The organism is Carboxydocella sp. ULO1, from assembly GCF_002049255.1.
Taxonomy (GTDB): domain Bacteria; phylum Bacillota.
In genome coordinates, this window is the sequence record NZ_BDLQ01000040.1 from 1 (window position 1) to 20,810 (window position 20,810).

Annotated in this window: 14 protein-coding genes; all 14 read left to right on the forward strand. The window is 54.9% G+C overall.

What is annotated here, in order from left to right; genetic code table 11:
• The first annotated feature begins 404 nt into the window (after window positions 1-404).
• Window positions 405-1,304, forward strand: coding sequence for a branched-chain-amino-acid transaminase (gene ilvE, locus ULO1_RS07570; protein ID WP_078664230.1), 900 nt, complete (start codon window positions 405-407; stop codon window positions 1,302-1,304).
• A gap of 22 nt (window positions 1,305-1,326) precedes the next feature.
• On the forward strand, window positions 1,327-2,988 hold the full coding sequence (ilvD, locus tag ULO1_RS07575; protein ID WP_079933323.1) for a dihydroxy-acid dehydratase: 1,662 nt from the start codon (window positions 1,327-1,329) through the stop codon (window positions 2,986-2,988).
• Window positions 2,989-2,995: 7 nt separating this feature from the next.
• Window positions 2,996-4,666: a biosynthetic-type acetolactate synthase large subunit gene (gene ilvB / locus ULO1_RS07580; RefSeq protein WP_078664229.1), complete on the forward strand. Its 1,671-nt coding sequence runs from the start codon at window positions 2,996-2,998 to the stop codon at window positions 4,664-4,666.
• 5 nt (window positions 4,667-4,671) lie between these two features.
• Entirely contained in the window at window positions 4,672-5,184 is a 513-nt protein-coding gene (gene ilvN / locus ULO1_RS07585; RefSeq protein WP_078664228.1) for an acetolactate synthase small subunit, read from the forward strand.
• A gap of 2 nt (window positions 5,185-5,186) precedes the next feature.
• Window positions 5,187-6,179, forward strand: coding sequence for a ketol-acid reductoisomerase (gene ilvC, locus ULO1_RS07590; protein ID WP_079933308.1), 993 nt, complete (start codon window positions 5,187-5,189; stop codon window positions 6,177-6,179).
• 39 nt (window positions 6,180-6,218) lie between these two features.
• Window positions 6,219-7,919, forward strand: coding sequence for a biosynthetic-type acetolactate synthase large subunit (gene ilvB, locus ULO1_RS07595; RefSeq protein ID WP_078664226.1), 1,701 nt, complete (start codon window positions 6,219-6,221; stop codon window positions 7,917-7,919).
• The gene (locus ULO1_RS07600) at window positions 7,916-9,472 is read left to right on the forward strand and encodes a 2-isopropylmalate synthase (protein WP_242947914.1); all 1,557 of its coding nucleotides are present in this window, start codon (window positions 7,916-7,918) and stop codon (window positions 9,470-9,472) included. The genes ilvB (ULO1_RS07595) and ULO1_RS07600 overlap by 4 nt, the downstream gene beginning before the upstream one ends.
• Window positions 9,473-9,475: 3 nt before the next feature.
• A complete protein-coding gene (gene leuC, locus ULO1_RS07605) occupies window positions 9,476-10,738 on the forward strand; it encodes a 3-isopropylmalate dehydratase large subunit (RefSeq protein WP_079933310.1) in 1,263 nt (420 codons plus the stop codon).
• 1 nt (window position 10,739) lies between these two features.
• Window positions 10,740-11,240 (forward strand): 3-isopropylmalate dehydratase small subunit, encoded by a 501-nt coding sequence (gene leuD / locus ULO1_RS07610; protein ID WP_079906291.1) that lies wholly within the window; start codon window positions 10,740-10,742, stop codon window positions 11,238-11,240.
• 4 nt (window positions 11,241-11,244) lie between these two features.
• Window positions 11,245-12,330 (forward strand): 3-isopropylmalate dehydrogenase, encoded by a 1,086-nt coding sequence (leuB, locus tag ULO1_RS07615; protein ID WP_079933311.1) that lies wholly within the window; start codon window positions 11,245-11,247, stop codon window positions 12,328-12,330.
• A gap of 17 nt (window positions 12,331-12,347) precedes the next feature.
• On the forward strand, window positions 12,348-13,928 hold the full coding sequence (gene cimA, locus ULO1_RS07620; RefSeq protein ID WP_242946587.1) for a citramalate synthase: 1,581 nt from the start codon (window positions 12,348-12,350) through the stop codon (window positions 13,926-13,928).
• Between the two features lie 38 nt (window positions 13,929-13,966).
• Window positions 13,967-14,167, forward strand: a complete 201-nt coding sequence (locus ULO1_RS07625; RefSeq protein ID WP_078664221.1) for a hypothetical protein — start codon at window positions 13,967-13,969, stop codon at window positions 14,165-14,167.
• Between the two features lie 246 nt (window positions 14,168-14,413).
• Complete coding sequence (locus ULO1_RS07630; protein ID WP_079933312.1) at window positions 14,414-19,144, forward strand: S8 family peptidase; 4,731 nt, start codon at window positions 14,414-14,416, stop codon at window positions 19,142-19,144.
• Window positions 19,141-20,745 (forward strand): S-layer homology domain-containing protein, encoded by a 1,605-nt coding sequence (locus ULO1_RS07635; RefSeq protein WP_079933313.1) that lies wholly within the window; start codon window positions 19,141-19,143, stop codon window positions 20,743-20,745. The genes ULO1_RS07630 and ULO1_RS07635 overlap by 4 nt, the downstream gene beginning before the upstream one ends.
• The last annotated feature ends 65 nt before the right edge of the window (window positions 20,746-20,810 follow it).

Consider the following 20,810-nt stretch of genomic DNA (forward strand, 5'->3'; position numbering starts at 1 on the left):
AATGCCAATTTTGGAATGTCCTTATTGTCCTGGAGGCATGGTTTATAAAGGAGAAAAAGAGTAGGCATTGCGGCTTACTCGTTTAAGTCGCCCGAAGGGCGAATTTGTTCCAAGTAAATAGGCATTACCGAGGGAAGTGTACCTAGGGTTCCGCCGCAAGTTCTTTGCGGGACTGTGACCAAGCGGTACAGGCGGCTTTGGCCGTTACACCGTGGGGATAAAAGACCCAAGCGGATAGGTTCCACTCGATCTTGGATCAAGATTGAACTGGTGGGGTCTGTCCGCTTGGGTTTTATTTATACACAAATTCAAAATTTGTCTCCCCTGGATAGACATGGGGGTGATGGGAGCGGTGGGGAGACAGGAGGTTTGAGCTGTAGAATTTTTGAGGGGAGGAATTTGTTGTGGGTCTGATCATTTATCTGGATGGCAAGTTCGTACCGGAGGAAGAAGCTAAAGTTTCCGTTTTCGACCATGGTTATCTCTATGGAGACGGGGTTTTTGAAGGCATTCGCGCCTATCACGGCCGGGTATTCAAGTTGAAGGAGCACATCGACCGGCTCTATGAATCGGCCAAAACCATCATGCTGGACATTCCGCTCAGCAAAGAGGAAATGACGGAAGTGGTGGTGGAAACCTGCCGCCGCAACAATATCCGCGATGGCTATATCCGCCTGGTGGTTTCCCGGGGCAAGGGGGACCTGGGTCTGGATCCGCGCAAGTGCCCGCGGCCGACAGTGATGTGTATTGCTGCTACTATTACTCTTTATCCCCAGGAATTTTATGAAAAGGGGCTGGAGGTTAAAACCGTTCCCACTCCCCGCAATCTGTCTGAAGCCTGTAATCCGCGGGTGAAGTCCCTCAACTACCTGAACAATATCTATGCCAAAATCGAGGCTAACCTGGCCGGGGTGCTGGAAGCCCTGATGCTCAATGCCCAGGGTTATGTCTGTGAGGCCACCGGGGATAATGTGTTCATTGTCAAGGATGGGGAACTGATTACTCCTCCCATTTATCTGGGGATTCTGAAGGGGATAACCCGGGATGTCGTTATGCAGCTGGCCCGCCAGCGGGGTATTACCGTCAAGGAAGAAGTTTTTACCCGGCATGATGTTTTCAATGCCGATGAGGTATTCCTTACCGGTACCGCTGCTGAGTTGATTCCGGTTATCAAAGTGGATGGCCGGGTAATCGGCGATGGCAAGCCCGGGCCCATGTTCCAGCAGCTGCTGCAGGACTTCCGGGCCCTGACAGAAGTGGATGGACCGGAAATCTTCGTACCTGCTACGGAAAAAGTCGGTTAAGTGAGGAGGAAACAGGGTGCAACTGCGCAGTTCTGCGGTCAAATCGGGATTGGAAAGGGCGCCCCATCGTTCGCTCTGGAAGGCGATGGGCTATACCGGGGAAGAATTGCAGCGTCCCATTATCGGGGTAGTGAACTCCCACAATGAAATTGTACCCGGACACATGCATCTCAATACCATTGCCGAGGCGGTCAAGGCCGGGATCAGGATGGCCGGGGGACTGCCGGTGGAATTTCCGGCCATTGCCGTCTGTGACGGGCTGGCCATGGGCCATAAGGGCATGCACTACAGCCTGGCCAGCCGGGAGCTGATCGCCGATTCGGTGGAAATCATGGCAGAAGCTCATGCCCTGGACGGACTGGTGCTGATTCCCTCCTGTGATAAGGTAGTGCCAGGAATGCTGATGGCGGCGGCTCGCCTCAATATTCCCGCCATTTTTATCAGCGGGGGGCCGATGCTGGCTGGACGCTGGCAAGGTCAGGCCGTTTCCCTCTCCACGGTGTTCGAGGGCGTAGGGGCAGTGGCGAATGGTCGCATGACCGAAGCCGAACTAGAGGAACTGGAAGAAGGAGCCTGTCCGGGTTGTGGTTCCTGTGCCGGCATGTTTACTGCCAATTCCATGAATTGCATGACGGAAGTGCTGGGGATGGCCCTGCCGGGCAATGGCACCATCCCGGCGGTGATGGCAGCCCGTTTGCGGCTGGCCAAGGCAACAGGAAAGCAGATCATGGAACTGGTGCGGCGGAATCTCAGGCCGCGGGATATTATGACTGCGGCGGCTTTCCGCAATGGCCTGAAAGTGGATATGGCCCTGGGTTGTTCCACCAATACCCTTTTGCATTTGCCGGCTATTGCCCACGAGGCGGGAGTGCCCTTTGAGCTGGATGATGTCAATCGTTTTAATGAAGAGATTCCCCAGCTTTGCAAGCTGAGCCCTGCTGGCCCTTACCATATGGAGGACCTGCACCGGGCTGGCGGTATCCCGGCGGTGATGAGCCGGCTGGCTGCCCAGGGCAAGCTGGAAACAGAGGTATTGACGGTAACAGGCAGGACCATGGCGGCCAACCTGGAGGGGGTCAGGGTGCTGGATGAAGAAGTCATCCGGCCCTGGGATCGTCCTTACCAGGCCACCGGGGGACTGGCGGTGCTGAAAGGCAGTCTGGCTCCCCAGGGGGCAGTGGTCAAGAAAGGGGCCGTGGCTCCGGAGATGCTGAAACATACCGGTCCGGCCCGGGTGTTTGACGGAGAGGAAGCGGCGGTTAAGGCCATCCTCGGCGGACAAATCCGGCCTGGCGATGTGGTGGTGATCCGCTATGAAGGGCCGAAAGGCGGACCCGGTATGCGGGAAATGCTGACTCCTACCGCTGCCGTAGCTGGTGCTGGACTGGATAAAGTAGTAGCCCTGATTACCGATGGTCGTTTTTCCGGAGCCACCCGGGGGGCTTCTATCGGTCACGTTAGTCCGGAAGGAGCGGAAGGGGGACCCATTGCCCTGGTCCAGGAAGGGGACTTAATTGCCATTGATATAGAAGCAGGCCGGTTGGATTTACTGGTAGATGAAACAGAACTGGCCCGGCGCCGGGCAAAATGGCAGCCACCGGAGCCGAAGGTCAAAACCGGCTACCTGGCCCGCTATGCCAGACTGGTAGGCTCAGCGGCGGGCGGGGCGGTTGTGAAGGGGTGAAAAGCGAATGGAAATGACAGGAGCCCAGATGCTGGTCAAATGTCTTGAGGCCGAGGGTGTAGAGCATATTTTCGGTTATCCCGGCGGGGCAGTGCTGAATATCTATGATGCCCTTTTTGATTCTAATATTTGCCATATCCTGGTTCGCCATGAGCAGGGGGCAGCCCATGCTGCTGACGGATACGCCCGGGCCACCGGCAAAGTGGGGGTCTGTCTGGCCACTTCCGGGCCGGGAGCGACCAACCTGGTTACCGGTCTGGCTACCGCCTATATGGATTCCATACCGATTGTGGCTTTCACCGGCCAGGTAGCCACGGGGCTAATCGGTAAGGATTCCTTTCAGGAAGCAGACATTTTCGGCATCACCTTGCCCATAACCAAGCACTCCTTTCTGGTTAAAAACCTGGAGGATCTGCCCTTTACCATCAAGGCAGCCTTCAAAATCGCCCGGGAAGGGCGGCCGGGCCCGGTGCTGATCGACTTGCCCCGGGATATTATGGCAGCTAAAGGCCATTTCCGCTATCCGGAAAAAATCTGCCTGCCGGGCTTCAAACCAGTTTATGATGGGCATCCGGAACAGATTGCCCAGGCTGTACGGCTGATCCAGGAAAGCAGCAAGCCGGTGATCTATGCCGGGGGTGGGGTGATCGCTTCCGGAGCTGCCAGACATCTGCTGGAACTGGCGGAATTGATTCAGGCGCCGGTGACTACCACCCTGATGGGGCTGGGGGCTTTTCCCGGAGACCATCCTCTCTTCCTGGGGATGCTGGGCATGCATGGTACCGTGGCAGCCAATTTTGCCGTCAGCCATTGTGACCTGCTGATTGCCATCGGTTGCCGCTTTGATGACCGGGTGACCGGCAAAATCGAGGAATTCGCCCCCGGGGCCAGGATCATCCATATCGATATCGACCCGGCGGAAATCGGCAAAAATGTGCGGGTGGATGTGCCCATTGTTGGTGATGTCGGCCGGGTTTTGTCTGAACTGAACAGCAAACTGGTAGCCCGGGCTCCCGGGGATTGGCTGGCCACCGTGGAAGCCTGGAAGGAAAACCATCCTTTGCGCTACAGCAAAGAAGGAGAAGGGATCAAGCCCCAGTATGTGGTAGAGGAGCTGCGGCGCCAGACCAGGGGCATGAAGGTGAAAATCACTACTGAGGTGGGACAGAATCAGATGTGGGCCGCCCAGTATTTCACCTTTACCGAGCCCCGCAGCCTGATTACCTCCGGTGGGCTGGGCACCATGGGCTTTGGTTTGCCCGCTGCCATTGGAGCGGCGGTGGCCTGCCCCGACCATGTGGTCATCGATATTGCTGGTGATGGCTCAATCCAGATGAACAGCCAGGAGCTGGCCACCGCTGTCCAGTACAACCTGCCGGTCAAGGTGGTTATCCTCAATAACGGCTATCTGGGTATGGTACGGCAGTGGCAGGAACTCTTCTACAACCGGCGTTATTCTCAGGTGGATATGAGCTGGGCCCCGGATTTTATCAAACTGGCCGAAGCCTATGGAGCCAAAGGCCTGCGGGCCACCCGGCCGGAAGAAGTGCCGGAGGTACTGGCTACCGCCCTGGCGACTCCGGGTCCGGTAGTGGTGGATATCGTTGTTGACCGGGAAGAAAATGTCCTGCCCATGGTACCGCCGGGCGGGGCACTGCACAAAATGATTGGAGGGTGAGGGATATGCGCCATATCTTAGCGGTGCTGGTGGAAAACAATCCCGGGGTGCTGACCCGGGTAGCGGGCCTGTTCAGCCGCCGGGGCTACAATATTGACTCCCTCACCGTGGGCAGAACGGAAAACCCCCGCATTTCCCGCATGACCATTGTGGTGGAGGGAGATGACCTGGTTTTAGAACAGGTGACCAAGCAATTGCACAAGCTGGTGGATGTGCTGAAGATCAAGGATATTTCTTCCGAGGATTATGTGGACCGGGAGCTGATGCTGATCAAGGTCAATGCCGCCGACCAGCAGGTGCGGGGAGAAATCATGCAAATCGTCGATATCTTTCGGGCCCGCATTGTGGATATCGGGCGCAAGACCCTGACCATCGAAGCTACCGGGGATGAGGGCAAAATCAATGCTCTGGAAAACGCCCTGCGGCCTTTTGGGATCAGGGAACTGGTGCGTACCGGCAAAATCGCCATGCTGCGGGGCCAGAAAACTACAACAGCAGACATAAAGGAGGAAGATTGAGAATGGTAAAGTGCTATTATGATCAGGATGCCAATCTGGAGTTATTGAAAAACAAGACCGTGGCTGTGATCGGCTATGGCAGCCAGGGTCATGCCCAGGCTTTAAACCTGCATGAATCAGGGGTACGGGTAGTAGTGGGCCTGCGGCCGGGCAGTGCCCGCTGGGCAGAAGCGGAAGCCGCCGGTCTTGCAGTCGCTACTCCGGCAGAAGCTGCCGCTCAGGCGGATATCATTCAGATTCTCACTCCCGATGAAACCCAGGCCAAACTGTACCGGGAGGAAATCGCCCCCCATCTGACCGCCGGCAAGGCCTTGATGTTCTCCCATGGGTTCAACATCCACTATGGTCAGATTGTGCCTCCTGCTGATGTGGATGTCTTCCTGGTAGCGCCCAAGAGCCCTGGCCACATGGTGCGCCGCATGTACCAGGAAGGCCGAGGGGTACCGGGCCTGATCGCCATCCATCAGGATGCTACCGGACAGGCCAAAGACCTGGCTCTGGCTTATGCTAAAGGGATTGGCTGCACCCGGGCCGGGGTGTTTGAAACCACCTTCAAGGAAGAAACGGAAACCGACCTCTTCGGGGAACAGGCGGTCCTTTGCGGCGGGGTTTCCGAGCTGATCAAGGCCGGTTTCGATACTCTGGTGGAAGCGGGTTATGCTCCGGAAATGGCCTATTTTGAGTGCCTGCATGAACTGAAACTGATTGTGGACCTGATCTATGAAGGCGGCCTGAGCTGGATGCGCTATTCCATCAGTGATACGGCTGAATTCGGTGACTACATGACCGGCAAGCGCATTATTACCGAAGAAACCCGGCAGGAAATGAAGCGGGTACTGGCCGAAATCCAGAATGGCGAATTCGCCAAAAAGTGGATTCTGGAAAACCAGGCCAACCGCCCTGTCTACAATGCCATCAAGAACAAGGAACAAAACCATCTGATCGAACAGGTCGGCCGGGAATTGCGGGCCATGATGCCCTGGTTGAAAAAGTAAGCAGTAAGAGGGGTTTTCGCAGATACAGGAGGGGTTTTGATGAAAATGAAGGCAGCTCAGGCCCTGATTAAATGCCTGGAGTTGGAAGAGGTAGAAATCATCTTCGGCTATCCCGGCGGGGCTGTGCTGCCCATCTATGACGCCCTGTACGGGAAGGGGATCAAACACGTACTGGTGCGTCAGGAGCAGGGGGCGGTCCATGCCGCTAATGGTTATGCCCGGGTCACCGGAAAAACGGGAGTGGTACTGGCCACTTCCGGTCCCGGAGCCACCAACCTGGTGACAGGTATAGCCAATGCCTATATGGATTCCATCCCGGTGGTGCTGATCACCGGGCAGGTATCTACCGGCATGGTAGGTACTGATGCTTTTCAGGAAGTGGATATTACGGGAATAACCATTCCCATTACCAAACACAATTACCTGGTCAAAAACGCCCAGGACCTGCCCCGCATTGTCAAGCAGGCCTTTTACCTGGCCCGCAGCGGCCGGCCGGGCCCGGTGCTGATCGACATTCCCCGGGATGTGCAGGAACAGGAAATAGAGTTCGCTATTCCTGAAGATTTTCGCCCCCAGGGCTATAAACCCACCTACCGGGGGAATGCCCGCCAGGTCAAGCTGGCCGCTGAACTCTTAAACCAGGCCCAGCGGCCGGTGCTCTATGTGGGAGGAGGGGCCATCCATGCCGGCGCCCAGCCGGAACTGGTAGCCCTGGCGGAAAAGCTGCAGGCACCGGTGACCACCACCCTGATGGGGTTAGGGGCCTTTCCCGGCGGGCATCCCCTGGCTCTGGGCATGCTGGGCCTGCATGGCTGGAAAAGCGCTAACCTGGCGGTGCAAAATTGTGATGTCCTGGTTTCCCTGGGCGCCCGTTTCGACGACCGGGTGACCGGAGCGGTGGAGAAATTCGCTCCTCAGGCCCGGATTATCCATATCGATATCGACCCGGCGGAAATCGGCAAGAATGTACGGGTGGATGTACCCATCGTCGGCGATGTGCGCCTGGTCCTGCAGGATCTGCTTCCCCGTCTGGAGCCGGTGGCGTCCCGGGAGGAGTGGCTGGCGCAAATCCGCCAGTGGCAGCGGCAGTATCCCCTGCCTACCCCCCGGGAAAAAGGCTGTCCTCAGGCCCAGATCCAGGGCTGGGAAGTAATCCAGGCCCTCTATCGCCTGACGGGAGGAGAAGCTATTATCGTCACCGATGTGGGCCAGCACCAGATGTGGGCGGCCCAGCATTTCCCCGTCAACCGGCCCCGCTCCTTCCTCTCCTCCGGTGGCCTGGGCACCATGGGCTATGGCATGCCGGCAGCGGTGGGAGCACAAATGGGGCGGCCGGGGGAAAAGGTGATTCTCATCACCGGGGATGGCAGTTTCCAGATGTCCATGAATGAATTCGGGACAGCGGTGGAACAGGGCCTGCCGGTAAAGGTGATTGTGCTCAATAACCGGCAGCTGGCCATGGTACGGCAGCTGCAGGAATTTTACTGTGGCGGCCGCTATCTGGGCGTGGATTATACTGGCCAGCCGGACTTTGCCATGTTTGCCCGCTGTTATGGCGCCCGGGGGTACAGCATCAACCGCAGGGAAGAACTGGAAGCGATACTTAAAGAAGCATTGACGGAAAAAGGGCCGGTAATTGTTGATATATCCGTCTGCGGCCGGGAAAATGTCTACCCCATGGTGCTGGGCGGCTGTGGTCTGGAAGAAGCCATAACCAGTAAGGAGGAATGGAACGGGTGAGCAGTAATCGCATCTATTTTTTTGATACTACCTTGCGCGACGGGGAACAATCCCCGGGTGTCAGTTTGAATATAAAGGAAAAACTGGAGATCGCCCGCCAGCTGACCCGGCTGGGGGTGGATGTGATTGAAGCAGGCTTTCCCATCGCTTCCCCTGGCGATTTCGCTGCTGTCCAGGCCATCGCCCGGGAAATCAGGGGAGCGACTATCGCTGCCCTGGCCCGGGCCAACCAGCTGGATATCGACCGGGCCTGGGAAGCCATCAGGGAGGCGGAAGAGCCGCGCATCCACACCTTTATCGCCACCTCGGATATTCATCTCCAGTACAAATTGCAGAAAAGCCGGGAGGAAGTGCTGGCCCAGGCGGTGGAGGCGGTCAAATATGCCTGCCGTTATACCCCCAACGTGGAGTTTTCGGCAGAAGATGCCTTCCGCAGTGACATCGACTACCTGGCCCAGGTGGTAACAGCTGTAATAGATGCCGGGGCGAAGGTGGTCAATATCCCCGATACGGTGGGCTACGCCACCCCGGAAGAATTCGGGGCCTTTATCCGGGAACTGCGGGAAAAGGTTCCCAACCGGGACCAGGCTATTTTCTCCGTCCACTGTCACAATGACCTGGGCCTGGCGGTAGCCAACTCCCTGGCTGCCATTCTGGCCGGGGCCCAGCAGGTGGAATGCACCATCAATGGTATCGGGGAACGGGCGGGCAATGCCGCTCTGGAAGAGATCGTCATGGCCCTCTACACCCGGCGCTCCATTTTCCAGAAGGAGTTCCGGATTGTCACCGAGGAGATCTATCGTACCAGCCGCCTGGTTTCCGCTCTCACCGGAATGAAAGTCCAGCCCAACAAGGCGGTGGTGGGCAAAAACGCATTTGCCCATGAGTCGGGGATTCACCAGGATGGGGTGCTGAAAAACCGGGCCACTTATGAGATCATGAACCCGGAGCTGATCGGGCTGCATAAAAACACCATCGTCCTGGGCAAACATTCCGGACGCCATGCTTTCCGGGATCGTTTGCAACAACTGGGCTACCAGCTGGAAGGAGAACAGCTGGAACAGGCCTTCCAGCGCTTTAAGGAGCTAGCTGACCGCAAGGGGGAAATCTCGGACGAAGACCTGCTGGTCATAGTCGAAGGGGAAATATTGCGGGTACCGGAAACCTATACTCTGGAATACTTCCATATTTCCAGCGGCAGTGCAGTGGTACCTACTGCAACAGTTGTCTTGACGCGGGCCGGAGAACGGCTGGAAGAAGCGGCCTGTGGCGATGGGCCGGTAGATGCCATCTACAAGGCCATTGATAAACTGACCGGCAATACCGGCTGTCTGGTCCACTATGCCCTCAATGCTGTTACCGGCGGCAAGGATGCCCTGGGGGAAGTAACTGTCCGCCTCAAGGATGACAAGGGCAAAATCTTCGTCGGCCGTGGCCTGTCCACCGACGTGCTGGAGGCATCGGCCCGGGCTTATGTGGATGCTCTCAACAAACTGGAATATGAGCGGGCCCTGGGACTGGTCAATGGAGAACAGGTAAGGGAGAGTGTTTAAGACATGGCAATGACGATTACCGAGAAAATACTGGCTGCCCATGCCGGCCGGGAGCAGGTACAGGCCGGGGAATTGATCAATGTCAGGGTGGACCTGGTATTAGGCAATGATATCACCGCCCCCGTAGCCATCAAGGAATTCAGGAAAATCGGGGTGGAACGGGTTTTTGACCCGGAGCGGATCGCTCTGGTACCCGACCATTTCACTCCCAACAAGGATATCAAGTCAGCGGAACAGGCCAAACTGGTGCGGGAATTCGCCCGGGAGCAGGGCCTGACCAATTACTTTGAAGTAGGACGGATGGGGATTGAGCATTGTCTACTGCCGGAACAGGGTCTGGTGGGTCCCGGAGATGTGGTGATCGGGGCCGATTCCCATACCTGTACCTATGGCGCCTTAGGGGCCTTTTCCACCGGGGTCGGTTCTACCGACCTGGCAGCGGCCATGGCCCTGGGGGAAATCTGGTTTCGGGTACCGGAAACCATCAAGTTCGTTTACCACGGTCAACTGCGGCCCTGGGTCAGCGGCAAGGATCTGATTCTGCATACTATCGGCCTGATCGGGGTGGATGGAGCCCGCTACATGGCCATGGAATTCACCGGTGAGGCAATTGAAAACCTCTCTATGGATGGCCGTTTCACCATGTGCAATATGGCCATTGAAGCCGGGGCCAAAAACGGCATAATCGCTCCGGACCAGAAGACGCTGGAGTATGTGCAGGGGCGGGCCAAACGGCCCTGGCAGGTCTACCAGAGTGACTCCGATGCCCGGTATTATAAAGTAATCGATATCGATGCTGCGGCCATAGAGCCTACTGTTGCCTTCCCCCACCTGCCGGAAAATACCCGCCCCATCAGCCAGGTGGGCACGGTGGAAATCGACCAGGTGGTAATCGGCTCCTGTACCAATGGCCGCATTGAGGACCTGCGCATTGCCGCCCGCATTTTAGAAGGCAAGAAAGTCCATCCCCGGGTGCGCTGTATCGTTATCCCCGGCACCCAGGCCATTTACCAGCAGGCTATGGCGGAAGGGCTGATCAAGACCTTTATTGAAGCGGAATGCGCTGTCAGCACCCCCACCTGTGGTCCCTGTCTGGGCGGCCATATGGGTATTCTGGCCAAAGGGGAACGTGCTCTGGCCACCACCAACCGCAACTTCGTAGGCCGTATGGGCCACCCCGAAAGTGAAGTCTATCTGGCCAGTCCGGCTGTGGCTGCCGCTTCCGCCATCGCCGGGCAAATTGTGGCACCTGAGGAGGTATTGTAGGATGAAACTGCGTGGACGCACCTGGAAATTCGGTCATGACATCGACACTGATGCCATTATTCCTGCCCGCTATCTCAATACTTCCGAACCGGCGGAGCTGGCCAAACACGTGATGGAGGATGCTGACCCCACCTTCCCGGGCAAGGTGCAGGCCGGGGATATCATCGTGGCCGGGAAAAACTTCGGCTGCGGTTCTTCCCGGGAACATGCCCCCATTGCCATCAAGGCAGCGGGAGTCAGCTGTGTGATCGCCCAGTCCTATGCCCGCATTTTCTACCGCAATGCTTTCAATATCGGCCTGCCTATACTGGAAAGCCCGGAAGGGGCTGCGGCCATTGAGGAAGGCCAGGAGGTAGAAGTGGATTTGAATACCGGGGTGATCACCAATCTCACCACCGGGACTACCTACCAGGCTACCCCCTATCCGCCTTTCATGCAGGAACTGATCCTGGCTGGAGGCCTCATCAACTATACCCGCCGCCGGCTGGGGAAGGAGGCGTAGGGTGATGACAAAACTGATCGCCCTTTTGCCCGGGGATGGCATCGGCCAGGAAATCGTGCCTCAGGGCCGGAAAGTGCTGGAGGTAGTGGCCAGCCGCCTGAGGCTGGAACTGGAGTTTGAGGAAGGTTTGATCGGAGGAGCGGCCATTGATGCCACCGGCACCCCGCTGCCGGAAGCCACTCTGGATCTCTGCCGCCGCAGCACCGCTATCCTGCTGGGGGCAGTTGGGGGGCCAAAATGGGATAACCTGCCGGTTCATCTCCGTCCGGAAGCAGGGGCACTGCTGCCCCTGCGCAAGCAGCTGGGACTGTATGCCAACCTGCGCCCTGCTTTTCTCTTTGCTCCGCTGGCCAAGGCTTCCCCGCTGAAGCCGGAACTGATTGAGGGGTTGGACCTGCTGGCAGTGCGGGAATTGACCGGCGGCCTCTATTTCGGGGAGAAAAAAACCTTCCGCCGGGAAGACGGCCAGGAAACGGCCATCGATACTCTGGTCTATACGGAAGGGGAAATCGAGCGGATTGTGCGCCTGGCCTTTGAGCTGGCCCGCAAGCGCCGCCGCAAGGTCACCTCTGTAGACAAGGCCAATGTGCTGGAAAGCTCCCGCCTCTGGCGGCGGGTGGCGGAACGGGTGGCTCAGGATTATCCCGATGTCACCCTGGAGCATATGTATGTGGACAACTGCGCCATGCAACTGGTGCGCTGGCCCAAACAGTTTGATGTGATTGTCACCGAGAATATGTTCGGGGATATCCTGACCGACCAGGCTTCGGTTCTGGCTGGTTCCATCGGCATGCTGCCTTCCGCTTCCCTGGGGGGCGAAGTGGCCCTGTATGAGCCCAGCCACGGCTCAGCTCCCGATATCGCCGGTCAGGACAAGGCCAACCCCCTGGCTACCATCCTTTCCGTGGCCCTGATGTTGAAGTTCTCCCTGGATTGCGAAGAGGGAGCAAAGGCCATCGAACAGGCGGTAGCGGAAGTGCTGGCTGAAGGCTACCGGACGGCTGACCTCTGGGAGGAGGGAGCCAAACTGGTAGGCTGTCGGGCCATGGGGGATCTGGTGGCAGAAAAAGTAGCCGCTATTTTAGGCTAAGGAAAGGAGGAACACCCTTGGCGGTAAAAATCTACGATACCACTTTACGGGACGGCACCCAAGGGGAAGGCATCTCCTTTTCTGTGGATGACAAGCTGAAAATCGCCGGGCGTCTGGTGCAGATGGGTTTTCACTGGGTGGAAGGGGGCTGGCCCGGTTCCAACCCCAAGGACATGGAGTTTTTTCAGCGGGCCCGGGAGCAGGAATGGGCCCGTTCCCACCTGACAGCCTTTTCCAGCACCTGCCGGGTAGGCCAGCGGCCGGAAACGGATGTTATCATTCAGGCCTTGCTGGAGGCCGGCACTTACTGGGTGACTGTATTCGGCAAGAGCTGGGACCTGCATGTCACCGAGGCCCTCAATACCACCCTGGATGAAAACCTGCGCATTATCCGGGAAACCATTGCCTATCTGGTGCAGCAGGGCCGGCAGGTAATCTTCGATGCCGAGCATTTCTTCGATGGTTACAAGGCCAATCCTGACTATGCCAGGGCAGTGCTGGCAGCAGCCCGGGACGGCGGAGCCAGCTGGCTGGTTCTCTGTGATACCAATGGCGGTTCCCTGCCCTGGGAAGTGCAGGAAATTACCCGCCAGATCGGGCAGGAATTTGCCCTGCCCCTGGGCATCCACTGCCACAATGATGGCGAACTGGCGGTGGCCAACTCCCTGGCGGCGGTCCAGGGAGGCGCTACCATGGTGCAGGGCACCATTAACGGGTTCGGGGAGCGCTGCGGCAATGCCAATCTCTGCTCCATCCTGCCCAATCTCACTTTCAAGATGGCTGCGGAGACCATTCCCCGGGAGCAGCTGGCCCATCTGACCGAGCTGTCCCGCTATGTCAGCGAGCTGGCCAACCTGCACCATCCCAACAATTTGCCCTTTGTAGGCAAAAGCGCCTTTGCCCACAAGGGTGGTATCCATGTCAGTGCCATCCTGAAAAACCCGGGCACCTATGAACACCTGAACCCGGAACTGGTGGGCAATGAGCGCCGCGTCCTGGTCTCCGAACTGAGCGGGGCCAGTAATATCGTCTATAAAGCAGAGGAACTGGGGCTGGACCTGGACAACATCAGTGCCGAAGCCAGAGCCATCCTGCAGGAGATCAAGGAACTGGAACATCAGGGCTTCCAGTTTGAAGGAGCGGAGGGCACTCTGGAACTGATGTTGCGCCGGGCTTTTGAGAACTACCAGTATCCCTTTAATCTGGTGGCCTTTCGGGTGATCAATGAGAAGCGGGAAGGGGAGCGCTTCCACTCGGAGGCAGTGATCAAATTGCAAGTAGGGGACGAAATTATTCATACCGCTGCGGAAGGCAATGGCCCGGTGAATGCCCTGGACCGCTGCCTGCGCAAGGCCCTGGAGGGGGTATACCCCGCCATCCGGGAGATGCAATTGAGTGACTACAAGGTACGGGTTCTGAATGAAAAGGCAGGCACAGAAGCAAATGTACGGGTGTTGATTGAAACCACCGATGGCCATGACAGCTGGAATACAGTGGGGGTATCGGAAAATATTATCGAAGCCAGCTGGCAGGCTTTAGTGGACAGTCTGGCCTATGGGTTACTGAAACGGAAAAAGACCTCCGGTCCGCAGGAGTAGCGGACCGGGGGTCTTTTCAAGAAAGAAGGTATATAATTATGGATGATAGTCCAAAGCAAAAAGAAACTGAGGGGGAAGTGGAGGTGGAGATGATGGCAGTTTCCATGAAGCCAGCACCAGTCTTTACTGGTTCAGCTGCGAAAAAATTGATTGAACGGCTGGAAAATCCTAAAGATAACACAGCAATATTTCAGAAATGCATAGAACTGGCAAAGGCCATAAGGGAGAAGAAAGAATAAATATGATATCTTGAGTTTGAAAAGCTAGGCGGACCTTGCTAAACAGATAGCAGGGTCCGCTAATTTATTTTTAGGTTCAAAATTAAAAAGAAGCTGGTCCACAGAAAAAAGGGGCCAGCGGTCTTTTTTAGACAAAATTTGACAAAAATATTTGCTTAACTCAAGTATACTTCGACAAAAAAATCCCCTTACCTTATGTTACTATATTTACGTGTATTACCAAAATCATGAAAGGGTGAGGGGTAAATGAAACAAAGGCTGCTCAGCTTAATGCTAGTTTTCATCATGTTATTGAGCCAGGTCATGCCGGCGGCAGCTGGCACGGTACCAGGAAAAAACATGGGTCAGATACAATCTACCCCAGGCGAGTATATCGTCAAGCTGCGTAACAAGCAGGCAGGCAAGAAAGTCAAGGCTAATCTGCAAAAAGCCAGCATCACTGTCCTGAAGGAAAAGGGTGACCGGTTGCTGGTCAAGGCCAGGCCGGGACAGGATACCAGAAAACTGCAGGACATGATGGCAGCAGCCGACATCGAATATGTAGAACCCAACTATATTCTTCAGAAGGCAGATGTACAACCGGCAGAACCTTTGCAGGAATTACAGTGGGGATTACCAGCAGTCAAGGCTCCGGAAAGCTGGAACCTTATCTATCCTACTGCTCCGGAAGTAACGGTGGCAGTGGTGGATACCGGGGTGGACTATACTCACCCTGATCTCAAAGATCGAGTGGACACCGAGTATGACCGGGATCTAGTTAACAATGACGATGATGCCATGGATGACGAAGGCCACGGTACCCATGTGGCCGGGATTATCGCTGCGGCTATTAATGGCCGGGGTATTAGCGGGGTAAGCGGGCCGGCCAATATCCGCATTTTGCCGGTAAAGGTGCTGAACGCCTGGGGTTCCGGCAGTGTATTTGATATTGCCGAAGGTATTCGCTATGCCGCTGACCGGGGAGCAGCGGTAATCAACATGAGCCTGGGTGGCAAGGTCTACAGCCGGACCCTGGCTGAGGCAGTAGCATATGCCCAAAACAAGGGGGCTCTAATTGTAGCTGCTGCCGGCAACAGCGATGATAATGTAGAATACTTTACTCCGGCCAGTTTGCCGGGGGTACTGGCAGTAGGCGCAATCGATGAGAACAAGGAAAAAGCATACTTTTCTAACTGGGGGCGCAAATTGGATCTGGTAGCGCCTGGTGTGGAAATTCTCAGCTCTATTCCGGAATTTGTCTATGATTATTATAAGGATGATAAGTACTTCCAGGAAAAGTTTATCAAAGACCAGGGCGCATCCTATCTCTACGCATCCGGTACTTCCATGGCTGCTCCCCATGTGGCCGGAGCTGCGGCATTGCTCAAAGCCGTTAAACCAGATTTAAAACAGCAGGAAATAGCCGCTATTCTCCTGGCCAATGCCGAAGACCTGGGGGCCCCGGGCTTTGATGATAAATATGGTTATGGCCTGCTGGATATCCAGAAAGCATTAAACAATCTGGAGAATAAAATAACCAGGGTCCAAATCCACAATCCGCGGCCAGGCCAGTTGATCTGGGGTAAGACAGACGTTAAAGTAGAACTGAACCAGCCACGCTCCGGGCAGACTTTGAAATTAACCTTAATCGGGCCTGATAACACGGAAATTTCTCTGCCGGATCAGGAAGTACAGGAAGACAAATTTGTTTATCTGACCGAGCTGGATATTGATAAAGTGCTGACCAATACCGGTGAGACCATTCCTTTACCTGACGGCGATTATCTGATCAAGGCGGAATTAGTTGAGGGCCAGGAAACAGTAGCAACAGAAGAATTATCTTTTCAGGTTAAACGAGAGCTCCAAAACGGGATACAGGTTCAGGTTTTTGATCCGGAAGGGAAACCGGCTGATCGGGCCTGGGTAATCCTGATGCACAAAGGCTACTGGGACGAACAGGGATGGCATGATGGCTGGCCTTTAGACATTGCCTATTTTGGCATTACCGACCATTTTGGCCAGTTAACTATACCGGCAGCAGATGCGGTAGACGGCAACAAGTATGACTTATATGTTTTGAGTGACCCGTATCTGCCGGACTCTACGCCCTTTTTATACCGCAAAACAGTGAGCCAACCCGGGAAAATTACTTTCTATGGTACAGGCTTACAGCAGGTTAAGGTCAAGCTGGAAGATCGCCAGAATCAGCCGGTAGCTGCTGCTGAAATCATGATAGACATGATAGAAAATGATTTTAACTATTACGGCTTCTCCTTGCCGCTGGGCAAAACTGATGCCAATGGCGAATTAATGGCATATGTGGATAAAGGGTTATACCGGTTCCAGGCTCTGGAAACCGATCCTTCAGATCATCAGATTATGATGTTGCAAACCGATAATATTAGCCTGAACGGAATGCAGGACATAAAAACTGTAAATTTCGATCTGGAAAAAGCCGGGATTGTGCGTTTGAGCGATACCACGCCGGATAAGCTGCAGGTAACGGCTTTTCTGGACGGAGTCGGAATCGGATTGCCTTTGACCAAGGATGTGGAAGCCCTGGTAACAGCCCGCGATTATTTCCCTGCCTTTCTTAATGAAACTACGGATGAAACCAAAATGAACTGGTTTTATTTTACATCACTAATGCAACCACTCACACTTACGGCCGGCCAAGTCCAGGAAATAGACCTGGGAGGAGAATGGTCAACTACGTTACAGGTTTTTGAACCTGATCCCTATATGCAGACGCAGGAAGTTGTTGGCCAGGTGTTGACCCAAACTCAAGCTGGCCAGCGTTTATGGGAAGTTTACCGGGAAAAAGGGGAAACAGAACCGGACGGTACAGTACAAATGTTGTTGAAAGGTGAAAAGGGTAAACCGAAATTTGTGAACCTGTCGGCAAAGGGTCTGCAGGAGGAAGAAGAAAGCGGCTTCGTCTGGCCGGAAATGAAGATTTATGATCAGGAAGGCAATGAAGTAGTCAATGCCAAAGCCGAAGCCTATTGGAGCAACTTTTTCATTGCCACGGAAAACCTGGCAGAAGGCAAATATACAGCCATATATACCCTGAACGGCGGGCCTTTGGTAAAAGATCAGCAGGCTGAAACTGGGTTCCAGGTGGCACATGAAGATGGGAAAGATACCCTGGGCGAAATCACCGTTCAGGTAACCGATGTGGATGGCCAAACACCGGCCCGAAATCCGTTCCTGCTGATTTTCGAAGTAACACCTGACCAGGAATCTTCTTTTCCAATTTATGCTGATTATGGCGATGAAAACGGCATGGTCGCCATCCCCGGCGGATTGCTCGCGGAAGACCGGCAGTATTATCTGCTGGTGCAAAATACCGAAGCAGAAGAACGGGCATTGGCCTGGTTTGAATTCAAGAAAGCAGAAACCGTAGATCATGTTCTAAAAGTTGATCTTTCTAAGACTACAAAGGTTCAGTTTAGGGCAGATTTGCCAGAGGACTTTAATGGCTATGCCTCTGCCATTGCCAGGTTGAAAGATGCCAGAGGGAAGGTACTGTGGGAAACCTGGTTGACCGACATCAATGATCAGGAAAGTGTGCGCCTGACCCCGGGGAGCTACGATTTCGCCCTCTATGTCTGGGATGAACAAAACCAGCAAACTCTAGCCTATTTGACTGCTGCGAATCAGACGGTGCCGGCGGATGCAGGGGGCCAGATGGAATTTTCTCTGGCAAATGCTGTAACGATCAGCGTGGAAAATGACGATGATTCCCTGATTGTACTGAATCAGGCAGGCGGCCTATTCGGATACTTAATTGATCCCGGGGCTGCACGGCAATTTAAAGTTTCTCCCGGCCAATACCGGTTCCAGTACTTGCTCAATAAACAGGAGAATGAAGAACACTGGTTCTATGTCCTGGGAGAAGATGTCGCCAGAACCGTTGACGGTGCAGCCACGCTCGAATTTGACGACGAAATGCACATGGAGTTTGAGCTAAAAGATGAGTTCCGCCGCGGAGATACGCTGACGGGAACGGTAAAGATTGCTGATTCTCATGGTAATCGCTTAACCAATATCTGGGCTTACTCTGATTACTATGAGATTTACCGCCAGGGCCAGGTGCTGGTGAAGGATAAGCAAGGCGACTATCTGTTTATGGATTTCCATAAACAGTCCGGATTGAATGTAATCCAGAAGAAAAATCACTTCCTGATTGCGCCCATTCTGAACATCTACGATCAACAGGGCAAGCAGCTGGTGCATAAAAAGGATTATCTCCACTATCGGGAAATCAGCCACTGGCTCAGTCCCGTTTTCCAGACCGGACAAACTTACAGGGCTGAGCTTTATCTGGGAGTGAGCCCATCGCAAACCCTGACGCAGAACAGGGAATTTACCATATTGCCGGGTAATAATGCCGATCTGGCCAGGATTTTGATTAACGGCCAGCCGCTGGCAGATTTCGAGCCGAATAAGACCGAATACACGGTGACGTTGCCCTATGGCGCGGAGTTGCCCACGGTAGAAGCCTTTGCTCAGGACGAGCTGGCCAGGGTGGAGATCCAGAAACCAGCGCCCGGCAATTCGCTAGCCCTGATTACGGTAACGGCGGAAGATGGCACAGAAAAGGTTTATACTATTAAATTTGTCTGGGCAGAAAATCCTTTTAGCATCAAGGTCCAATTCCTGTATAATGGTGAGCGGGCTGATTTCCTGGCAGACGGGAAAAGTCTGGATGCAGAGGTGGAAGTGAGAAATTGTCAGGCACAAGGGCAGCAAGTAATGGTCATCGTTGCCCTGTATAACCAGCATAACCAGATGGAGAATTTCGTTTATGTCTCCAAATTCATTGAAGCCGGAGCCGTTGAATATTTGCATGCTGGTTTTAACCTGCCCAGTAATGTTAATGGCTACAAAGTTAAAGTCTTTATCTGGGATGGCATGAATCTGGCTGAAACTAAAGCGACGCCATTAAGCAAGGAATTTCTTATCACTGCAGCGGAAAGGAATGGGGCCCGGTGAGAAAATATCCAATAATAATATTAGCCCTGTTGTTTATGCTGTTCGGGTCGGGAATTAACCCGGCCCGGGCAGCAGCGGGATTCAGCAATGTTAGCGTCAGTTTCCGGCACTCAGACAGCAGGTTTGTCATTACCGGAAATTTTGGCGACCTGGCTGGAAAAATGGTAACCCTCTTGATTTTTGACCCGGAAGGGAAACCGGTATATATTGACCAGGGTTTAACCGGCGCCCGGGGAGCCTTCAGTTTTCAGGGACCGGTCAGCCGCCCGGTTAAAGGTTTGTATAAAATCAGGCTGGGCGGTGAAGGTAATGATGCGCCTTATGAAACCGAATATGAATACAAACAGCCTCAAATAACAGGCGGAGGAGGCAGCGGAGGCGGTGGCAGCAGCAGCCCTGCGCCTGCTAGTGCCGTTGACCTGGGGAACAGTGCCAGTAGCCAGGTCCGGGAGGAGAATGGCCGTCAGGTGCAGGAGACAGTCCTGGATGAAGCCAGAGCCGCAGCTGCTCTCAGCCAGGTTGCTGTTCGGGGAGAGGTTAATCTTACTATAAGTGGGACAGCCGCGGAAAACCGCATAACCATACCATCCCCAGTATTTAAAATAATGGAGGAAAAAGCAGTAACCCTCGAAATCCAAACGGAGAGCGCCGGCTACACTCTGCCTCTACAGGCCCTGGAGGGGCAGAAGGCCAACGGCGGGCTGGTACTGACCATCAGTAAAATCAAGGCTGAGGAAGAGAAGCAGTGGCGGCAGGCAATGGCAGCAGCTGGACTGGAACTGGCCGTTACACCGGTAGAATTCAAGGTAGAAGTGATTAATGACGGGCAAAAGCAGGAAGTCAGGCAATTTAACCGCTATGTCAGCCGTACCCTGTATTATGCTGGCACAGGGCAGGAAAATCTGGTAGGGGTAGTATTAAATGCCGATGGCAGTTTTGCCCCGGTCCCCACCCTGGTGACCAGAGAGAACGGTAAAGTAGCAGTAGTGATAAAAAGGCGCAGCAACAGCACTTATGCAGTTGTTGCGGCTCCCCGGCGGACTTTTGCTGATCTGAACCAGCACTGGGCCAGGAAAGAGGTGGAACAGCTGGCCGGCAGGATGATCATTAAAGGGATCGATGCGAAACGGTTCAATCCTGCGGGCAAGGTGACCAGGTCGGAGCTGGCAGCCATGCTGGTGCGGGCCCTGGGTTTGTCCGAACAGCAGACTGGTTCGGCTAAAGCTTTTTCTGATGTACCGGCTCAGGCCTGGTATGCCAGGGCAGTGGCTGAAGCGACGGCGGCCGGTTTGCTGGTAGGTTATCAAGATGGGCGTTTCCGGCCTTTACAACCGGTAAGCCGGGAGGAGATGGCGGTGATCCTGGTGAGAGCTATGAAGCTGGCCGGTACCGGGGTAAAGCCGGAAACAAAGGCGGAGCTGGCCAAATTGCAGGACTGGCAGCAGATCAGCACCTGGGCGCAGGAGGATGTGGCCGCAGCGGTGAAACTGGAGCTGTTTGCCGGGGATGAGAAAGGACGGTTTAATGGTGGGAACAAGGCCAGCCGGGCGGAAACGGCTCTGGTGTTGCAACGATTGCTGGTGAAAGCCGGGTTGATGTAGTTAAAAGGGAAAGGACCTCCGGTCCGCAGGAATAGCGGGCCGGAGGTCTTTTGATTATCAAAACA